The organism is Lachnoanaerobaculum sanguinis (genome assembly GCF_033242365.1).
GTDB lineage: Bacteria > Bacillota > Clostridia > Lachnospirales > Lachnospiraceae > Lachnoanaerobaculum > Lachnoanaerobaculum sanguinis.
Genome location: NZ_BTHK01000019.1, coordinates 39759 through 58358 on the forward strand (window position 1 = coordinate 39759; position 18600 = coordinate 58358).

Here is an 18600-nt window from a genome sequence, read left to right on the forward strand (position 1 = left end):
ATACAATTGACAATACAGATTTATTTTAGTAGAATTAAATACTGTGTAAGTAGGCGATGATATTTGCACATACAGTGAATAGGCGATGATGTTCACTAAAACAAAAATGTAAAGCAACCAATAAAAAAGGAGGAAAAAGGAATGCCAACATTTAACCAGTTAGTTAGAAAAGGCAGACAGACTTCAGTTAAAAAGTCTACAGCTCCTGCTCTTCAGAAGGGATTCAACTCACTTCACAAGAAGTCAACCGATATCTCTTCACCACAGAAAAGAGGAGTTTGTACAGCTGTTAAGACTGCAACACCTAAGAAGCCTAACTCAGCGCTTCGTAAGATTGCCAGAGTTCGTCTTTCTAACGGAATCGAAGTAACAAGCTATATCCCGGGAGAGGGACATAACCTTCAGGAGCATAGCGTTGTGCTTATCCGTGGAGGTAGAGTAAAGGACTTGCCTGGTACAAGATACCATATTATTCGTGGTACTTTAGATACTGCAGGTGTCGCTAACAGAAAACAGGCCCGTTCAAAGTACGGTGCCAAGAGACCAAAAGATAAGAAATAAGAAAAAAGCTAGTCTTTAAAAAGGAAGCAAAGCTTTCAAATTAGATAGTGCCGATTTTTTGTTGGTTGCAAAAAATATAGGCACGAGGACGCAAAAAGCGAGTACCTGAGATCTAATTAAATATTAAGGAGGGAAGAAACGTGCCACGTAAAGGACATACACTAAAAAGAGATGTATTAGCAGATCCTTTATACAATAACAAGGTAGTTACAAAGCTTGTAAATACTATCATGTTAGACGGTAAAAAGGGTGTTGCACAGAAGATTGTGTACGGAGCATTTGATAAGGTTTCCGATAAGACAGGAAAGGATCCTGTAGAGGTTTTCGAGGAAGCTATGAACAATATCATGCCTGTACTTGAGGTAAAAGCGAGAAGAATCGGTGGAGCTACATATCAGGTTCCTATCGAGGTAAGACCTGAGAGAAGACAAGCTCTTGCTCTTAGATGGCTTACATTCTTTTCAAGAAAAAGAGGCGAGAAGACACAGATCGATCGTCTTGCAAATGAGATAATGGATGCAGCAAACAACACAGGTGCTGCAGTGAAGAGAAAAGAAGATATGCATAAGATGGCAGAGGCTAATAAGGCATTTGCTCATTATAGATTCTAATAGGAGGAAACCAATTGGCTGGAAGAGAATATCCTTTAGAGAGAACCAGAAATATTGGTATCATGGCTCATATAGATGCCGGTAAAACCACACTTACTGAGCGTATCCTATATTATACTGGTGTAAATTATAAGATCGGTGATACCCATGAGGGTACCGCTACAATGGACTGGATGGAGCAGGAAGCAGAGAGAGGTATTACAATTACTTCAGCTGCTACAACTTGCCACTGGACATTACAGGAATTTAACAAAGTAAAGCCGGGTGAGAAGGAAAATCGTATAAATATTATCGATACTCCGGGACACGTTGACTTTACAGTAGAGGTAGAGAGATCACTTCGTGTACTCGACGGTGCTGTAGGTGTATTCTCTGCAAAAGAAGGTGTTGAGCCACAGTCTGAGAATGTATGGAGACAGGCGGATACATATCATGTACCTAGAATGGCATTTATCAATAAGATGGACGTTATGGGTGCTGATTATTATGCAGCTGTAGAGCAGATTCATACAAGACTTGGTAAAAACACAATCATGCTTCAGATTCCTATCGGAAAAGAAGATGATTTCAAGGGAATTGTAGATCTTTTCGAAATGAAAGCTTATATTTACAATGACGACAAGGGTGATGACATATCTATCATCGATATACCTGAAGAGGTAAAGGATGAAGCTGAGTTATACCATGGGGAACTTGTTGAAAAGATTTGTGAGCTTGATGACGAACTTACTATGATGTACCTTGAGGGTGAGGAGCCTTCAGTAGAACAGCTTAAGGCTGCACTTAGAAAGGGAACTTGTGAGAACAGGGCAATCCCTGTATGTTGCGGTACAGCTTATCGTAACAAAGGTATTCAGAAGCTTATTGATGCTATAGTTGAATTCATGCCTGCACCGACAGACATCCCTGCAATCAAGGGTGTTGACCTTGACGGTAATGAAATTGAGAGACATTCATCAGATGATGAGCCTTTCTCAGCTTTGGCATTTAAGATTATGACAGATCCTTTCGTAGGAAAGTTGGCATATTTCAGAGTTTACTCAGGAACACTTAACGGTGGTTCATATGTACTCAACGCTACAAAGGGTAAGAAGGAGAGAGTCGGTCGTATCCTTCAGATGCATGCAAACAAGAGAACAGAAATTGACAAGGTTTACTCAGGAGATATCGCAGCTGCTGTAGGATTTAAGCTTACAACAACAGGTGATACAATCTGTGACGAACAGCATCCTGTAATCCTTGAGTCAATGGAATTCCCTGAGCCGGTTATCGATATCGCTATCGAGCCTAAGACAAAGGCAGGTCAGGCAAAGATGATCGATGCACTTGCTAAGCTTGCTGAGGAAGATCCAACATTCAGAGTTAAGACAGATACTGAAACAGGACAGACCATTATATCAGGTATGGGTGAGCTTCACCTTGAGATTATCGTAGACAGACTTCTTAGAGAGTTTAATGTAGAAGCAAATGTAGGTGCACCACAGGTTGCTTATAAGGAAACATTTACTAAGGCTGTTGACGTTGATTCCAAGTACGCAAGACAGTCAGGTGGACGTGGTCAGTACGGTCACTGTAAAGTTAAGTTTGAACCGATGGATCCGAACGGAGAAGAGACATTCAAGTTCGAATCAACCGTTGTCGGTGGTGCTATTCCTAAGGAATATATACCTGCAGTCGGCGAAGGTATCGAGGAGGCTACAAAGTCAGGTATCCTTGGAGGATTCCCGGTACTCGGTGTACATGCAAATGTATATGACGGTTCATACCATGAAGTCGATTCATCAGAAATGGCATTCCATATAGCAGGTTCTATGGCATTTAAGGATGCTATGAGCAAGGCGGGTGCTGTACTTCTTGAGCCTATCATGAAGGTCGAAGTAACAATGCCTGAGGAGTACATGGGTGATGTTATCGGTGATATCAACTCAAGAAGAGGTCGTATAGAGGGTATGGAGGATATCCCAAGCGGTAAGCAGGTAAACGCATTTGTTCCGCTTTCAGAGATGTTCGGTTACTCAACAGACCTTCGTTCAAGAACTCAGGGTCGTGGAAACTACTCTATGTTCTTTGAAAAATATGAGCAGGTTCCAAAGTCTGTTCAAGAAAAAGTTCTTAATGATAAGAAATCTTAAAAACCCCGGTTGAGTAAGTTTATTAACTTGCTAAATCTTGGTTAATACTATATAATAAAACAAAATTTACTATTAATTTTAGGTTTAATTCAAGGAGGAATTAACAATGGCAAAGTCAAAATTTGATAGAACAAAGCCTCATGCTAACATTGGTACAATCGGACACGTAGACCACGGTAAAACAACTCTTACAGCAGCTATCTCAAAGGTTCTTGCTACAAGATTACCTTCAGAGACAAACAAGATCGTTGATTTCGATAAGATCGACAAGGCTCCTGAGGAGAAAGAGAGAGGTATCACAATCTCAACATCTCATATCGAGTATGAGACAGAGAAGAGACACTATGCACACGTTGACTGTCCTGGACACGCTGACTATGTAAAGAACATGATCACAGGTGCTGCACAGATGGACGGAGCTATCCTTGTAGTTGCTGCTACAGACGGTGTTATGGCTCAGACAAGAGAGCATATCCTTCTTTCAAGACAGGTAGGTGTTCCATATATCGTTGTATTCATGAACAAGTGTGATATGGTTGACGATGAGGAGCTTCTTGAGCTCGTAGAGATGGAGATTAGAGATCTTCTTAACGAGTATGAGTTCCCTGGTGATGATACACCTATCGTTCAGGGTTCAGCTCTTAAGGCTCTTGAGGATCCAAACGGTGAGTGGGGTGATAAGATCATGACACTTATGGATGCTGTTGACAGCTACATTCCTGATCCTGAGAGAGAGACAGATAAGCCATTCCTTATGCCTGTTGAGGACGTATTTACAATCACAGGTCGTGGTACAGTTGCTACAGGTAGAGTAGAGAGAGGTACACTTAACCTTAACGATACTGTAGAGATTCTTGGTATCCATGAGGATAAGAAGTCAACTGTTGTTACAGGTATCGAGATGTTCAGAAAGCTTCTTGATCAGGCTCAGGCCGGAGATAACATCGGTGCACTTCTTAGAGGTGTTCAGAGAACAGAGATCGAAAGAGGTCAGGTTCTTGCTAAGCCGGGTTCAGTAACTTGCCATAAGAAGTTTACAGCTCAGGTTTACGTTCTTACAAAGGACGAGGGTGGACGTCATACACCATTCTTCAACAACTATCGTCCACAGTTCTACTTCAGAACAACAGATATTACAGGTGTTTGTAACCTTCCTGCAGGTACAGAAATGTGCATGCCTGGTGACAACGTAGAGATGACTATCGAGCTTATCCATCCTGTTGCTTGTGAGCAGGGTCTTAGATTCGCTATCCGTGAGGGTGGTAGAACAGTAGGTTCAGGTAGAGTTGCATCTATCATCGAGTAATTTAAAATAAAACAAAGGGTATTATATCGGTTATACAGTGATGTATCAGGGATGGTACTAGGTAATCTATAATACCTGCGTATAAAAAAGGGACTCTCGAAGGAGTCCTTTTTTGTTTAAATATTTATTTTACCATGCAACCATACATTGCCTTTAAAACGTCGTCCTATTCGGGCTTCGCCTTGTAAATCATCCTTTTTTATAGCTACCGTAAATATAATATCACCGGATTCTATTTTAAGAAGCAAAACACTTTCTCCGGTAATGGAATTTTCTTCCTGACTTATATCCAAAATATTGCCTATAATACTGTACATATCGGTTTCCATACCGAAGGGCATAAAGAGAGTATCCACTATACTGTAGAGGTCTTCATTTTGTATTCTTGTATTTAAAGTGGTGTATGTAATCAAATCATCGGTGGATAGAGTATCTATAGCGGCTTCATCACCCAGTTTTGCTGCTTCTATAAGCATATTTCTGTTCATAAGTTTCTGCTTTGAGATTTCCATCTGTGCCAAGGTCTTTTTTATCGGTAATAATATTTTTCCGTCTGCGCAGAATCCGTAAAGAACGGTTGACTTTATTCTTGTACTTATATTGTCCAGATAGTCAAAACTGTTTGAAAGTCTGAATATCAAAGACATACCGAGTCTGTTATCATCAATCATACCTGAATAAAAGGTACTGTCTATATGTCTTTCAATGCTGCATTTGGCAGTAGAACTGACAGCAGTATCTTTGATATAGGGAAAATAACCTTCTCTGACAAAGATACCCAGATTTTCGAGATAACCGAATATACAAAGTCCGAGTGAAGGAGAGATATTCTTTCGTATCTCCCAGAGTCTTTCTTTTTCAGTAGTGACTATAATCTTTGCGGATGCTATATTTTCTCTCTGAATCTTATCCAGAAGTTCCCTGACTTCCGTCTTCTTTTTATACATTGAGAAACCTATGCTTCTTATATAATTTTGCATTATATTCCCTCTTTTCTACGGGATTTTCTTATTTCGTTTCTTTTTTCACCTGCAAACCATTCACGTTTTTCTATATCGGTTTCAGGTATAAGTCTCGGTACTCTTGAAGGTTTTTCATCTTTTAATGCCACATACACCAGATATGCCGTATTTACAAGCGATCTGTGGCCGGTGGCAAGATCCTCAACATAGCTGTTTACTCTGACTTCCATGGTGCTGTTACCTACATGAGTTACATTGGAAATAAGAATGGCAATATCGCCAAGATGCAAGGGCTTGGCAAAATGTATATTATCTATGGCAACTGTGGAAACAGGCATATTGCAATGTCTCTTTGCTGCAAGAGCGCCTGTAAGATCTATCCATGAGAGCAGATCTCCTCCAAAAAGTCTGCCTGCCGCATTTAAATACCTTGGACTGACTTGATAGGCCTGTTCACATGCCGATTCTTTTACGGTTTTTGTAATATCTCCGGGTTTTATACCGTCATTCCATGGTGAAAGATTTTGAATCATATCATCAGTTATATTTTCCATATTTACTCCTGTCTAAAATTTATAGGCTTTTAATTTATAATAAATTTATTATAAACTAAAGCCTATACTTAATAACTACGATTTATTTAATTTTTTTTCTTTATCATTTTTTCTTTTTTCAATAATCGACTCTATGACAGGAACCATGAAAATAGCTACGATACCGCCTGCAAAGCCGTTATTGTAAAGATTCAATCCCTTATAAACAATACCTACATTTAAAGCTACCGATGAATGTATAAAACCTGCTATAAGCCCTGCTATAATACCGAACTCTCCTGCAATAGGCGCCAGAGTGGTGGAAAGAAGGAGGGTAAGTGTAGGTGCCGGATCGTTAATATACCATTGTTTTAAGAATGCCGAGAAGCATACACCCACCATTACAGGTAGGATATTTCTCATATGCTTACCTGCCGGAGAAAATCCTACTATTGTAAATATAGATCCGATAGTAGGTCCGTTTAAATCACCTTTTGTAAACAAGACAAATAAAGTAGCAATTATTCCGTTTGCAGCCATATTAAAGATATATACGGCATCTGAATATTCGTGTTTATAAGTTCCATGCACTCCGGTTTCTTTTAGAAGATTAAAGTATGAAGGTATTAATTTTTTGCCGTCAAGTATTATTGCAAGTATAATCATATATGAAAACAGTACAAACAGTGCAACCGCAAAAAGCGGAGTATGTGATCTGTCCCAGATAAGTCTTGTTTCAATATCTATACCGAAAGAGCGGAATATGGATACAAGCACTGTAGCTATAATACCTGATGAAAATCCTACATTGTAAAGAGAATATCCCTTATGTGAAGATTTTACATGAATGGATATAGGAAGCAATACATATCCTATAAGAAGTCCGGTAATACTTGCAATAATGATTTCAATTACAGGATTACTATGCAAGGTCTGCATTACCAAAGTAATTGCAGGTGAAAGGCTGGTTCCGTATAAGCCGTAATAGATATATTTCTTAAGTGAATATCCATGCAGTCTGGAATAAATAAAGAAGCCGAAGAGTATCAGCCATATATTTACCACGTTCTTGCCAAAGAGTGAGAAACCGAAAATAAGGTAGGAACTCACTACAATATGTCTGTCAAACTCTACCTTAAAATGGTGTAAAAGGAAAAGTAAAATAAGTGTGAGCGTTCCTGCATTAAAAAATGCCGCACCTATTCCTCCGACAACAATATAATCTGTAATCAAAAGGTCGGGTTGTATGATTATCTGCCATAATCCCGGTAAGATTTCATCTACCGGGGAAAAAATCAATGCAAAAACCATAAAATAAATAGGTACTGTAGAGATGAGCAAAAATCTCTGATTATAAGATAATGTTTTGGTGGCTCTGTAATGATCCAAAAACGCCATAAGAAACTCCCGTTTCAGGATTGCAATTAGTTATTTTTGTATGCTATCCTCTATCTTTTTTATTATAATTATAATTAATACAGGATAGTTTAGTCAAATGTTTTAGTCGGTATAAAGAAAAATATAAGAAATTTACAATATTAAAAAAGCTGCTACATAAGTAACAGCTTTACTGCGGGTGACAGGACTTGAACCTGCACGGTCGCCCACAAGAACCTAAATCTTGCGTGTCTGCCAATTCCACCACACCCGCATACTTGAAAAATTATACTTTAAAACAAAATTGATGTCAATAATAATGTAGAATATCAATCTGTATTTTTTTTAGAATTACGAATTTATTTTCAGTTTGAAAATCTCTATTTTATGGCATATCATATATGAAGATGTGTACGGGAGTATATGCACTGCAAGACAAATGTTGATAGTCATTTTTAAATGTGGATAAGGAGACTTATGTTTTCAGGAAATGTTCAAAAGATATTTGATGAGATAATGTCGGACAAGGAAAATGAAAAGTTTACAAAAGCCGGAATAGAGCCGCTGTTTTCGGCACCTGAGAATGCCAGAGTAATGATTGTAGGTCAGGCTCCGGGAATCAAAGCACAGGAGGCCGGAAAGTACTGGTTTGATAAAAGCGGTGACAGGCTAAGAGAATGGATGGGGGTAGATGAAAAGACTTTTTATGAATCTGATATCTTCGCCATTGTACCGATGGACTTTTATTATCCGGGAAAAGGTAAAAGCGGAGATTTACCTCCAAGAAAAGATTTTGCAGCCAAGTGGCATCCAAAAATATTAAAAGAATTATCTAAAGTTGATCTAATTATTCTAATAGGACAATACGCTCAGAAATACTATTTGGGCGATAAAGAAAAGTCCAATCTGACAGAGACCGTAAAAGCATATAATGAATACTTACCGAAGTATTTACCTATAGTACATCCTTCACCAAGGAATATGATATGGCTGAAGAAAAATCCGTGGTTTGAAGAAGATGTAGTACCGATTCTAAAAAATAAAATCAAAGAATATTGTAAAGCTGTAAAACCACTAAGAGGCATTGAATAAATCAATGCCTCTTTATCTTTATCCTACTGTATTTTGGTCATTTTACCGGTGGAGTCCACATAGTAATTGTCAATCCACTGATCCACAGCTAATGTTCCATTGTCATTTAAGTAATACCAAGAGCCTGAAGACTTAATCCAACCTGTCTTCATGATGCCGTTCTTATCTAAAAAATAAGTCTGATCATTGTAACTGATAAAGCCTGTAGCGGGTTTACCTGAACCATCAACAACTTTCCACTCACTGCCTGTCTGACTCCATTTAAAGGAGTTAGCGTCTGTAATTTTCATGGCAGCATAGCCGGGTACAGCAACAGTCATGGAAATAGTGGCAGTAAGCAATAGCATAGATATAGTTTTCTTAAACATAACTGACCTCATTTTCCATCAATATATTCAAACTACATTTTTGTAGCTTGTTCTATCATTATAGCAATATTTTTTCGATTGAAAAGGGAATAAATATAATGGTAAGAAACTGTAAGAAAAAAGAAAGAGATTTCAGGAGAATTTCCATTTGTGAATTGAAAAGAACGGATAAAATTTGTAATAAAATCAAAAGGCTTTGTGAAAAGCTATAATACTTATAAATCTTATGGTATAATCGAATTGATATTTTATAAATATTTTGGTCGTGATTTTGACTTGATATAAAATTTAAGTACTTAGAATTCAGGGAGAATACTATGAAAATTAAATTGAGCAATTATATTGCTAAAAGACTTGTAGAACTTGGAATAAGCCATGGCTTCAGTGTGACAGGCGGAGGAGCAATGCATCTGAATGACGGACTGGGACATCAGGAGGGGCTTACCATTACATATAATCACCACGAACAGGCCTGTGCAATGGCGGCTGAGGCATATGCAAGAATAAATAACCAAATGGCGGTGCTATGTGTTACCACAGGTCCGGGGGGAACAAATGCAATAACAGGCGTGCTTGGTGCATGGCTTGATTCGATACCGATGTTTGTTATTTCAGGACAGGTAAGATATGATTGGACTGCCAGATACTCACGAACAGGCATCAGAGCTATGGGAGATCAGGAGTTTGATATTTGTAAATCAATAGAGTGTATGAGTAAGTACAGTGAAATGATAACGGAACCTATGAGAATCAGGTATCTGGTTGAAAAATGTGCCTATCTTGCAACACATGGCAGACCGGGACCGGTTTGGCTTGATATACCGCTTGATGTACAGGGAAGTTTTATAGAAGAAGATGAACTGATCGGTTTTGATATCGGAAATTATGAGTCAGGTGGTGACGGTTGGGCAAAGCCCTCACCATATAAGGTTGATGTTGATGACAGAACAAAGTTAGACCTCGGTAATGAGCCGAAACCTTTATCAAGGGATTTGCTTATAGAAATTATTGACAGGATAAGAAAAGCCAAGAGACCTGTATTTAATGCCGGAAACGGTATCAGAATAGGAAATGCACATAAAGAGTTCATGGAGCTGGCAGAACTTTTAAATATTCCGGTTGTGGTAGGGTGGAACTCGGAGGACTGTATAGAAGTAGACCATCCCCTATACGCCGGAAGACCGGGAAATTTCGGAGACAGACCGGGAAACTTTACTGTGCAAAACTCGGACCTTTTATTGTCGGTAGGATCAAGACTGAGCCTCAGACAGGTGGGATTTAACTATAAAGGCTGGGCAAGAGAGGCCTTTACCATAGTAAATGATATTGATAAAGAAGAATTAAAAAAGCCTACCGTACATATTGATATACCTGTTCATGCAGACTGTAAGGTATTTATGCGACAGCTTATAGATGTATTAAAAGAGCAAAAGACGCCTGTATTTGAAGGCGGTGAAGGTCTTAAAGGAATGAGCTGGAATGAAACGGTTAAGTATTGGTTAAAGAAATATCCGGTGTGCAGGAAAGAATTCCTTGAAAAGGATGACAGTAAAAAAGCTAATGTATATGCCTTTATAAAAGAGATAGGTGACAGGGCAAAAGAAAATCAGATTACAGTGGTAGGAAACGGATCTGCCTGTGTGGTTGGCGGACATTCATACATTATAAAAAAAGGCCAAAGATTTATATCAAACTCTGCAGTGGCATCTATGGGATATGATTTGCCGGCCGCAATAGGAGCATATATGGCAAATCTTGACGGAAAGAGATTTGATAAAGAGCTGATACTTATTACAGGTGACGGAAGTATACAGATGAATTTGCAGGAGTTGCAGACAATAGTGCATCATAATGCGGATATAAAAATATTCCTAATTAATAATGAAGGATATCACAGTATCAGACAGACTCAAAATAAGTTTTTTGGTGACAAGCCTTTGGTTGGAATCGGACCTGACAGTGGAGACCTCTCATTCCCAAGTATGGAAAAAATAGCAAATGCTTACGGTATAAAATATATCAGTGCAAAGACAAATTCGGAAATTGCGGATGCAGTTAAAAATACGTTTAAAGTCGAGGGACCTGTAATCTGTGAGGCCTTTGTAACTACGGATCAAAACTTTGAACCTAAGTCATCAGGTAAGCAAATGCCTGACGGAAGAATGGTGAGTCCTCCGCTTGAAGATTTGGTGCCTTTCCTTTCAGATGAGGAAATGGACGAGAATATGATAGTACCGAGGATGCCGGAGTAAACTATGAGAGTACTTATCACAGGAGCGGCTTCGTTTTTGGGGAGACATTTGGTGGAATACTTCCTTTCAAAAGACGAAGAAGTGCTTGCTTTAATCAGAGAAAACGCAAGGGGCAAAGATGAGCTTTTAAAGTATGAAGTAAACAACAAATTCAAGCTTATAGTTCTTGATATGAAGGATATAGAAAAACTGGATACAGATTTTGATATATGCATACATCTGGCGTGGGGCGGAATAGGCAAGACAGGAAGAATGGATAAAGCCGTTCAGTCTGATAATATAGATTTCGCAAAAAGGCTTATGAAAGTATGTAAGGAGAAGAATGCAAAAAGAATGCTCTTTGCAGGATCTCAGGCAGAATACGGACAGACTCTGGAAGATATACAAAAAGTATACGGTAAGGATTTTGACATCAAACAAATACCTTTACAGTATGAAAACTCATCCTGCTCACCAAAGTCGGAGTATGGCAAGGCAAAGCTCGAATTAAAAAAAGAGCTTAAAAAACTTGGAGATAATTTAGGCATAGAATATGCGCATATGCGTATTTTCTCAGTGTTTGGAAAAGGAGATCATGAGACCTCTTTAATATCTTCCTGTATCAATAATTTTAGAGAAAATATTGATGTACATACCGGGGAATGTTTACAGTCTTGGAATTATATATATATTAAAGACCTTTGTAATGCGATTTACCTGCTTTCAACGAAGAATTTAAACGGGAATTATGTGTTCAATATAGCAGGTGAAGATAATAAGCGGCTTATGGACTATGTAAAGGATATGAAGAGGATATTGAAAAGCAACAGCAATATCATAGTTGAAAAAAGAGAGGCTGCAAGTGAGGGCACACCTTTTTTAAATCCGAGTATCGGTTTATTAAAGGAAATCGGCTTTAAAGAAGTTTACGGCTTTGACGGCGGTATCATGGATATGTGCGATATCAAAGATTAAAAGCTATAGAGGAGAATATTTTTGAAAAAATGTATCAGTTGTAAAGGTTCATTACATGAACTTATGAAAATAGAAAATATGCCGGCAAGTGCACAGGATATTCCGACAAAGGAAGAGCTTGATAAAGACAGCGGTATAGAAGTATCACTATGTGTCTGTGAGGATTGCGGTCTTGTGCAGTTAAAAAATGATGCGGTTTATTATTATAGAGATGTTATAAGAGCCGGCGGCTATTCCACAACAATGGAAGGCCTAAGAAAAAGCCAGTATAAACATTTTATAGAGTTTGCATCATTGGAAGGAAAGAAGATAATAGAGGTAGGCTGCGGCAGAGGAGAATTCCTCGGCATGCTCTCAGACTTTCCGGTGGAAGGGTACGGCACCGAGCACAAAAAGGATCTTGTACAGATTGCAAAAGAAGCAGGACTCAGAGTGGATGAGGATTTCCCGGAGAGTGAAGATCATATATTTAAGAACGGTCCTTTTGATGCTTTTATGTCTTTTAACTTCCTTGAGCATCAGCCGCATCCTAGAACATATTTAAAAGCAATATATAATAATCTATGTGATGAGGGTTATGGACTCATTACGGTGCCAAGCTTTGAATATATCATGGAGCAAAACAGTTTCTATGAAATAATTCCTGATCATATAGCTTATTACAGCTTTGAAAGTCTTACACATCTTTTAAATATATGCGGATTTGAAGTACTTGAAAAAGAAATGGTAAATAGAGACACCATATCAATGATTGTAAAGAAAAGAAAACTTCCGGATATTTGCGGTATCATTTCAAAGAAAAACGATATTGCAACAGAGGTGCTTGAAACTGTAAAAAAATATGCAAAAGCGAGTAAAATAGCAATATGGGGAGCGTCACATCAGGGATTTACCCTCTGTGCAACCACAGGTATTGCAGATTATGTAGACTGTATAATAGATTCCGCACCTTTTAAGCAGGGAAAATATGCACCGGCATCACATATTCCGATTATTTCACCGGATGAGGCAAGGAAGAGAAAACTTGAGGCTATAATAATAGTTGCACCGGGATATACAAATGAAATTGCAAATATTATAAAGACAACTTTTGAAAACGGAATAGATATATATACTTTGATGACTGACAGGCTGAGCAGAATTTAACAGTAAAACGATAGAAGGAGTTTTAATGAAAGCTGTTGAAGTATTATTTCCGGTTTTCTTTATGATGTTTTTGGGATTTTTATCCCGAAAGTATTCGTGGATAAAGCCGGAACAAAATGAAGGGGCCAAGAAAATAGTATTTAATATATTGTTTCCATTACTGGTATATCATGTACTTGCAGAATCAAAGATTTCAGAAAGCTTTGTACCACAGATAATATATGTGGATGCATTATGGATAATAATATATATAGTAGGAAAGCTTATTGTGGGTAAAGGAGGAAAATATGCAAAGATTTCGCCATTCCTCTTACTTACCTGTGAAGGTGGAAATGTAGCATTGCCTCTATACCTAAGCATGGTGGCAAAGTCGAATGCGGTAAATATATTAACCTTTGATGTGGCAGGTATTTTAATAAACTTCGGATTGCTTCCTATACTTGTTACGAGGGATCTTTCAGAAAAAGCTGATATAAGGGTATTATTAAAGAGAATAATCTTAAGTCCGTTTATGCTGGCGGTTATATTCGGAATAGTCTCCAATATGACAGGTGTTCAAGGCCATTTGATGAACAGCGAACTTGGAAGTGTTTATACATCTACAATAGATATGGTGATTACACCGATTACCGGAATAATCCTCTTTACATTGGGTTATGAGTTGAAGATGGAAAAATCTCTACTGCTTCCGCTTTTGAAGCTTGGTATAATAAGGATATGCGGATGTGTAGTTATAATTATAGGATTTTTTATTTTCTTCCCGACATATATGGCGGATAATATATTTAAAGCCGGAGTATTATTATACTTTATGTGTCCGACAGGATTTCCGGTGCCGCTACAGATAAAGCCGCTTGTAAAAAGTGAAGACGAAGAGAACTTTATATCGGCATTTATATCATTGTTTATGATAACAGCTTTAGTGGCATACAGTGTTATTACATTAATATATATAAAATAAAAAACTCAAAAATATTGTATAGGAGGATTTATGTTAAAAGCGGCAAAGATTTTAGCTGTATTGGCGGCAATTGAATGTTTTGGAATAATGGTTTTGGAAATGTTTTTCTGGCAGCAGTCCGGAACGAAAATCGATCCGAATATGACTGCGGATTTTGTTTCTCAGACAGCAACCATGGCTGCAAATCAGGGCCTGTATAACGGTTTTTTGGGTTTGGGTATTATCTTCGGTATGATAAGGAAAAATAAAGAAATGATACTTTTGTCACTTTTTTGTATTATAGCGGCTGCAGCATATGGAGCTTACAGTGTGGACTTTGCTATAATATTTAAGCAGGGAATTATACCGGCAGCGGCATTCATATTTAACCTTATAGCTAAGGAAAAACACGATACATTGCACTTTAGATAGTATAAAAACATAGAATAATATCAGAGTCGGGATAAAATAATCCCGGCTTTTTTCAGCTTTAAGACCGTTTAAATATTTTAAATTTTACATTTAAAATGTGTTATTGTTTTTTAAAAAACTGTATAAATTTATTAATGATTTTTTATAAAACATATGCTATGATAGTCGAGCACTGTTGATAAATGGATGATTTAAGAAGATATCGGAGAGCTTTAATGATATGGAAAACATGATAAACCTAAGTGTTTTCAAAGCCCTTTGAAAAGTCTTAAGCGACATTTTGATTGTAGAGTAAGGGGAGGTAGTTATGAAATGCACACATAAATGGTAAAGTATTGAACAGGATATGAATAGCGGAGCCATCAAAAAGAAGGCTCAACAATTTTACAGTTTTAATATTTTTACTAAATTATAATTATATAGGAGGAATAATGAATAATTTTAGAAAGCGACTGTTGGCCGCTCTTTTATCATTTGTAATGGTTTTTCTGTCAATGAGTGAATTCTTTACAGCTTATGCGGGTCCGCCCGGCATAGTAAATGATCCGGATATTATGGCGGAGGTTACATACGACAGAAATGTTGTCAACAGCAGAGGAAACAGTGATTTCTACGTAGGAGAAGAGGTTTCGTTCTATGCAAATATTACGATATCATCTATTACAAGAAGTATCCCGGGAGCATATGGAGTGCTTTATATTCCAAAGAAAGTATTCCCGTACATAAGCTCAAGTAATATTTCTACATGGATAAACAGACCGGCAAGCAACTTTTTGAGCATTGACAGCTCAGACAGTGAGTTTCACAAGGTTAAACTAAAGTTTATAACACTTGGAGGCGGTACTACACAGACAGTACCTTTTAAGGGAACATTAAAAGATCGTTCATTGGCAAATGATGAGACCTATGTTATCCCTTATCAGGTATATGATGCAAATGATACTTTGCTTGAGAGTACCAATAATACCTTTTCTGCAAAGACATATCCGGTAGGATATACAGATGAAAACAACAATATCAGAAGAGATTACTACTATGCAGAGGGTACAAGCAGTTTACAAAACAGTACAACTCTGGCAAATGATTTATCTACATTTATTCAGTTTAATACCAGAAGAACAAATTGGCCGGCAGCAGGTACATATCATGGTACGGAGACAAAGATTGTAGGTGGTGACAGAAGAAAGACAAGAGTTACTGTACAGCTTCCTGCAAATGAAAACTTTGATACTACAGATACCAGAAACAGCAGTTGGACATATAATGCAGCAAACCATACTATAAGTAAGGATGTAGAGTTTCAAAGTAACTTAAACTATACCAATGACGGTTTCAATATCAGATATAATAATCAGACTGTAGGTACACAGGCGTCTCCTGTGACAGTGGAATTTCCTATTACTTGGCAGTATGTAAACGATGACGGCTCACTGGATACAGCATCTATTGAGAAGTCAAAGAGTTCTGTAAGATATTGGTCTTTCCCCAGAGTTCCGGCAGCTGATAGAGGTATCTCTGCATATAAAAGTATCAGTCCGTGGAGATTTACTTTTACAGACAGAGATAAGACAGAGCATGTTTATAACATGGGATTTAACTGGAACTGGTATGTAGGTAATCCTGAAGAGTATCCTACTATGGGAGCATATCATACAAGAGTAAGTTCTGTAGTCGATACACCGGTTACAGATATGGAACTTGTGGGATATCAGATAAGAACTCTTAATCCTACAGGTAAAGTTGTAGATGCCTCAGGAACTATACAGACTATACCGGCACTTGATAATACACAGCTTGCAGCTCTTTCAAACAACAAGCTTATAGGTATAAAGGATGACGGTAGTGAGGAAGTAATTGCTACAAATATTCAAATCACAAGTACTGCAGATGAGGTCAGACTTCCGACTCCTAAATTCTATAAGAAGATAGAGCTTAGGTTTACAAATCCTATAGAGATTCAGGCTCCTACAGGAAGAGTTGTGGATATAAGATATAGATTCCGCTTTGAAGAAAATGCATATAATACTGCAAAAGCAGAGTTGGCGGCAAAGCCAAACAGTGCAAGCAGTTATATTCAGACAAGAAATGGTGTAACAGTAACCGGAGATAACGGTGCCGGAAGAACATGGACAGCCAGCGGAACTGACTATGCTACCTGGACAAAGGCTTTTGCGGCAGAGTATGAGCATGATACACAAAATCAGAATCTTGGAACAAAGTATCTGAACGAAGAGTTCAATATGACCGACAATGTAAGATTCCAATACTTTTTACCACCGGGTGGTAGAAAAATAAAAAATCCTAAGTTCTTCGTACTTGCAGATCCTGCACTTGAGTTTAAGGGCATATATACCAGTACAGGCTATACTCCTGAACTTACACCTGATGTTATGAGTAACTACAGAGTTGAGTATAACTTCAAGAATACAGGAAAGACAGCTTATATATGGGATCTTCCGGATATAAATATTCCTGAGGGAAATGACAGATATAATAATGTATATTTCAATACAAAATTTAAGACTACAAGAAATATGGCAGGCGGTCAGAATACTATCGACACATATTTGTCATGGGATAATAATGAAGAAGCTACTTCTAATGAAGTACTCGGTAAGTACGAAGATGTACTTGACCTTGATAATGACGGAAACACAACAGAGAAGTTTAGTAGCAAAAAGGCTACATATCTTTACTCACCTCCGTTAGAGTTGATCCTTACAAAGAGATCAAAGAGAGCGGATTCAAGTGTTGCTCAATATTCATCGCTTACAACACCTGACAGTGAGCAGATAGTAGACTATAAGTTAAACATTTTCAATAACTCTATAACAGGAGTTAGCGGATTTACATTCTTTGATATCCTGCCACATGTGGGTGATAAGGCAATAGCACCGGATCAGCAGGGTAATTATGCTAATAGAGGTTCAACATACAGACTTGGACTTACAGGTCCTCTTGATCCTAATCCGAACTATACATATGAATACAGTACAACCCCTGTTACAGAAGGAAATATAGCTGCCAACTATGCAGGCGCTACATGGTCTTCATCAGTTTCAGACTGGTCAGCGGTTACTATGTTCAGAATAAAAATGAAGCCGGGATATACACTGGCAAGCGGTTCATCGGATGATATTACATTCAGAGCAAAGATGCCTGATACCACTCCTCTTGATGCTACAAACAAAGCGGTAAATACCTTTGCGGGATTTTCCGGAGACAACTATACAGGTGCATTTGAGGCACTCAGCAATGTCGTAGTACCAAAGAAGTATAAGATCAGCGGTAAGATCTACTATGATGTTCCACCTGCAGGCGGAAGCGGAAACGGTACATATCTTACAACTGATGATGACGTACCTGCAGCAGGAAGAACGGTAAGTCTTTATGATGCAAGCGGTAATCCGGTACTTGATGAATCAGGTAATCCGATGACTACCACAGCCAATGCAAACGGAGACTACGCTTTTGACAACATTTCAAGAGCAGGAACATACAAAGTAGTGATAACACCGGGAGTAGGAGATACAATAAGTACAAACCGTGTTACATCTACATCACTAATAATAGGAAATGACTTTGCTGACGGAACTCAGGGAAGCAATCCTGTATTTGAAACAAGCGTAACACTTACACCAAGTGATGATAAGAAAACAGCAAATGCAGCGCTTGTGGCAAGTAATTCTACATTGAAAGTAAAATATGTAGATATGGCAGGCAATCCGATACCGCTTGATGACGGAAGCGGAAATGTGGCCGATACAGACAGCGTTCACGGCTTTAGAGATCCATATACTGTAACACCGCCTACAACACTTACAGGTGTGGCTAATTATGAGTATGCGGAGCCGGATCTTACAAACGGCAGACCGTTGACAGGAACATTAAATCCGGGACAGAATGTCGTAGTATTAAAATACAAGAGAAAGAC

The 18600-nt window shown here is 38.1% G+C and carries 15 protein-coding genes and 1 tRNA gene; 11 read left to right on the top strand and 5 right to left on the bottom strand.

What is annotated here, in order from left to right; genetic code table 11:
• The first annotated feature begins 141 nt into the window (after nt 1-141).
• From rpsL to tuf, 4 genes are all read left to right on the top strand, one after another.
• The gene (gene rpsL, locus SBH76_RS11485; RefSeq protein WP_007594901.1) at nt 142-561 is read left to right on the top strand and encodes a 30S ribosomal protein S12; all 420 of its coding nucleotides are present in this window, start codon (nt 142-144) and stop codon (nt 559-561) included.
• Nucleotides 562-701: 140 nt separating this feature from the next.
• Nucleotides 702-1172 carry a 30S ribosomal protein S7 gene (gene rpsG, locus SBH76_RS11490; RefSeq protein WP_007594900.1) on the top strand — a complete coding sequence of 157 codons (471 nt, stop codon included), beginning with the start codon at nt 702-704 and terminating at the stop codon, nt 1170-1172.
• Between the two features lie 14 nt (nt 1173-1186).
• Nucleotides 1187-3304: an elongation factor G gene (fusA, locus tag SBH76_RS11495; RefSeq protein ID WP_317977901.1), complete on the top strand. Its 2118-nt coding sequence runs from the start codon at nt 1187-1189 to the stop codon at nt 3302-3304.
• Nucleotides 3305-3410: 106 nt separating this feature from the next.
• A complete protein-coding gene (gene tuf / locus SBH76_RS11500) occupies nt 3411-4610 on the top strand; it encodes an elongation factor Tu (RefSeq protein WP_290651068.1) in 1200 nt (399 codons plus the stop codon).
• Between the two features lie 116 nt (nt 4611-4726).
• Here tuf and SBH76_RS11505 read toward each other — a convergent pair whose 3' ends face one another.
• The 4 genes from SBH76_RS11505 to SBH76_RS11520 all read right to left on the bottom strand — a co-directional run bounded on the left by SBH76_RS11505 (nt 4727) and on the right by SBH76_RS11520 (nt 7756).
• Nucleotides 4727-5590 carry a DUF3881 family protein gene (locus tag SBH76_RS11505; RefSeq protein WP_007594896.1) on the bottom strand — a complete coding sequence of 288 codons (864 nt, stop codon included), beginning with the start codon at nt 5588-5590 and terminating at the stop codon, nt 4727-4729.
• A complete protein-coding gene (locus SBH76_RS11510; RefSeq protein ID WP_007594886.1) occupies nt 5590-6126 on the bottom strand; it encodes an acyl-CoA thioesterase in 537 nt (178 codons plus the stop codon). Before SBH76_RS11510 ends, SBH76_RS11505 begins: the two co-directional genes overlap by 1 nt.
• A 75-nt stretch (nt 6127-6201) precedes the next feature.
• Nucleotides 6202-7503, bottom strand: a complete 1302-nt coding sequence (locus SBH76_RS11515) for a DUF1576 domain-containing protein (protein WP_317977902.1) — start codon at nt 7501-7503, stop codon at nt 6202-6204.
• 173 nt (nt 7504-7676) lie between these two features.
• A tRNA-Leu gene (locus SBH76_RS11520) sits at nt 7677-7756 on the bottom strand.
• 203 nt (nt 7757-7959) lie between these two features.
• Here SBH76_RS11520 and SBH76_RS11525 point away from each other — a divergent pair.
• A complete protein-coding gene (locus SBH76_RS11525) occupies nt 7960-8574 on the top strand; it encodes a uracil-DNA glycosylase family protein (RefSeq protein WP_317977903.1) in 615 nt (204 codons plus the stop codon).
• 23 nt (nt 8575-8597) lie between these two features.
• Here SBH76_RS11525 and SBH76_RS11530 read toward each other — a convergent pair whose 3' ends face one another.
• Nucleotides 8598-8942 carry a choline-binding protein A gene (locus SBH76_RS11530; protein ID WP_007594869.1) on the bottom strand — a complete coding sequence of 115 codons (345 nt, stop codon included), beginning with the start codon at nt 8940-8942 and terminating at the stop codon, nt 8598-8600.
• Between the two features lie 317 nt (nt 8943-9259).
• Between SBH76_RS11530 and SBH76_RS11535 the strand changes: the two genes are divergently transcribed.
• The 6 genes from SBH76_RS11535 to SBH76_RS11560 form a co-directional block, all read left to right on the top strand.
• Nucleotides 9260-11194, top strand: a complete 1935-nt coding sequence (locus tag SBH76_RS11535; protein WP_317977904.1) for a thiamine pyrophosphate-binding protein — start codon at nt 9260-9262, stop codon at nt 11192-11194.
• Between the two features lie 3 nt (nt 11195-11197).
• The gene (locus SBH76_RS11540; protein WP_317977905.1) at nt 11198-12148 is read left to right on the top strand and encodes an NAD-dependent epimerase/dehydratase family protein; all 951 of its coding nucleotides are present in this window, start codon (nt 11198-11200) and stop codon (nt 12146-12148) included.
• A gap of 21 nt (nt 12149-12169) precedes the next feature.
• Nucleotides 12170-13294: a class I SAM-dependent methyltransferase gene (locus tag SBH76_RS11545; protein WP_317977906.1), complete on the top strand. Its 1125-nt coding sequence runs from the start codon at nt 12170-12172 to the stop codon at nt 13292-13294.
• Between the two features lie 25 nt (nt 13295-13319).
• A complete protein-coding gene (locus SBH76_RS11550) occupies nt 13320-14255 on the top strand; it encodes an AEC family transporter (protein WP_317977907.1) in 936 nt (311 codons plus the stop codon).
• A 30-nt stretch (nt 14256-14285) separates the two neighbouring features.
• On the top strand, nt 14286-14666 hold the full coding sequence (locus SBH76_RS11555) for a DUF1304 domain-containing protein (RefSeq protein ID WP_317977908.1): 381 nt from the start codon (nt 14286-14288) through the stop codon (nt 14664-14666).
• Nucleotides 14667-15097: 431 nt separating this feature from the next.
• Nucleotides 15098-18600: hypothetical protein (locus tag SBH76_RS11560; RefSeq protein ID WP_317977909.1), on the top strand; the 3503-nt coding region annotated here is incomplete at its 3' end.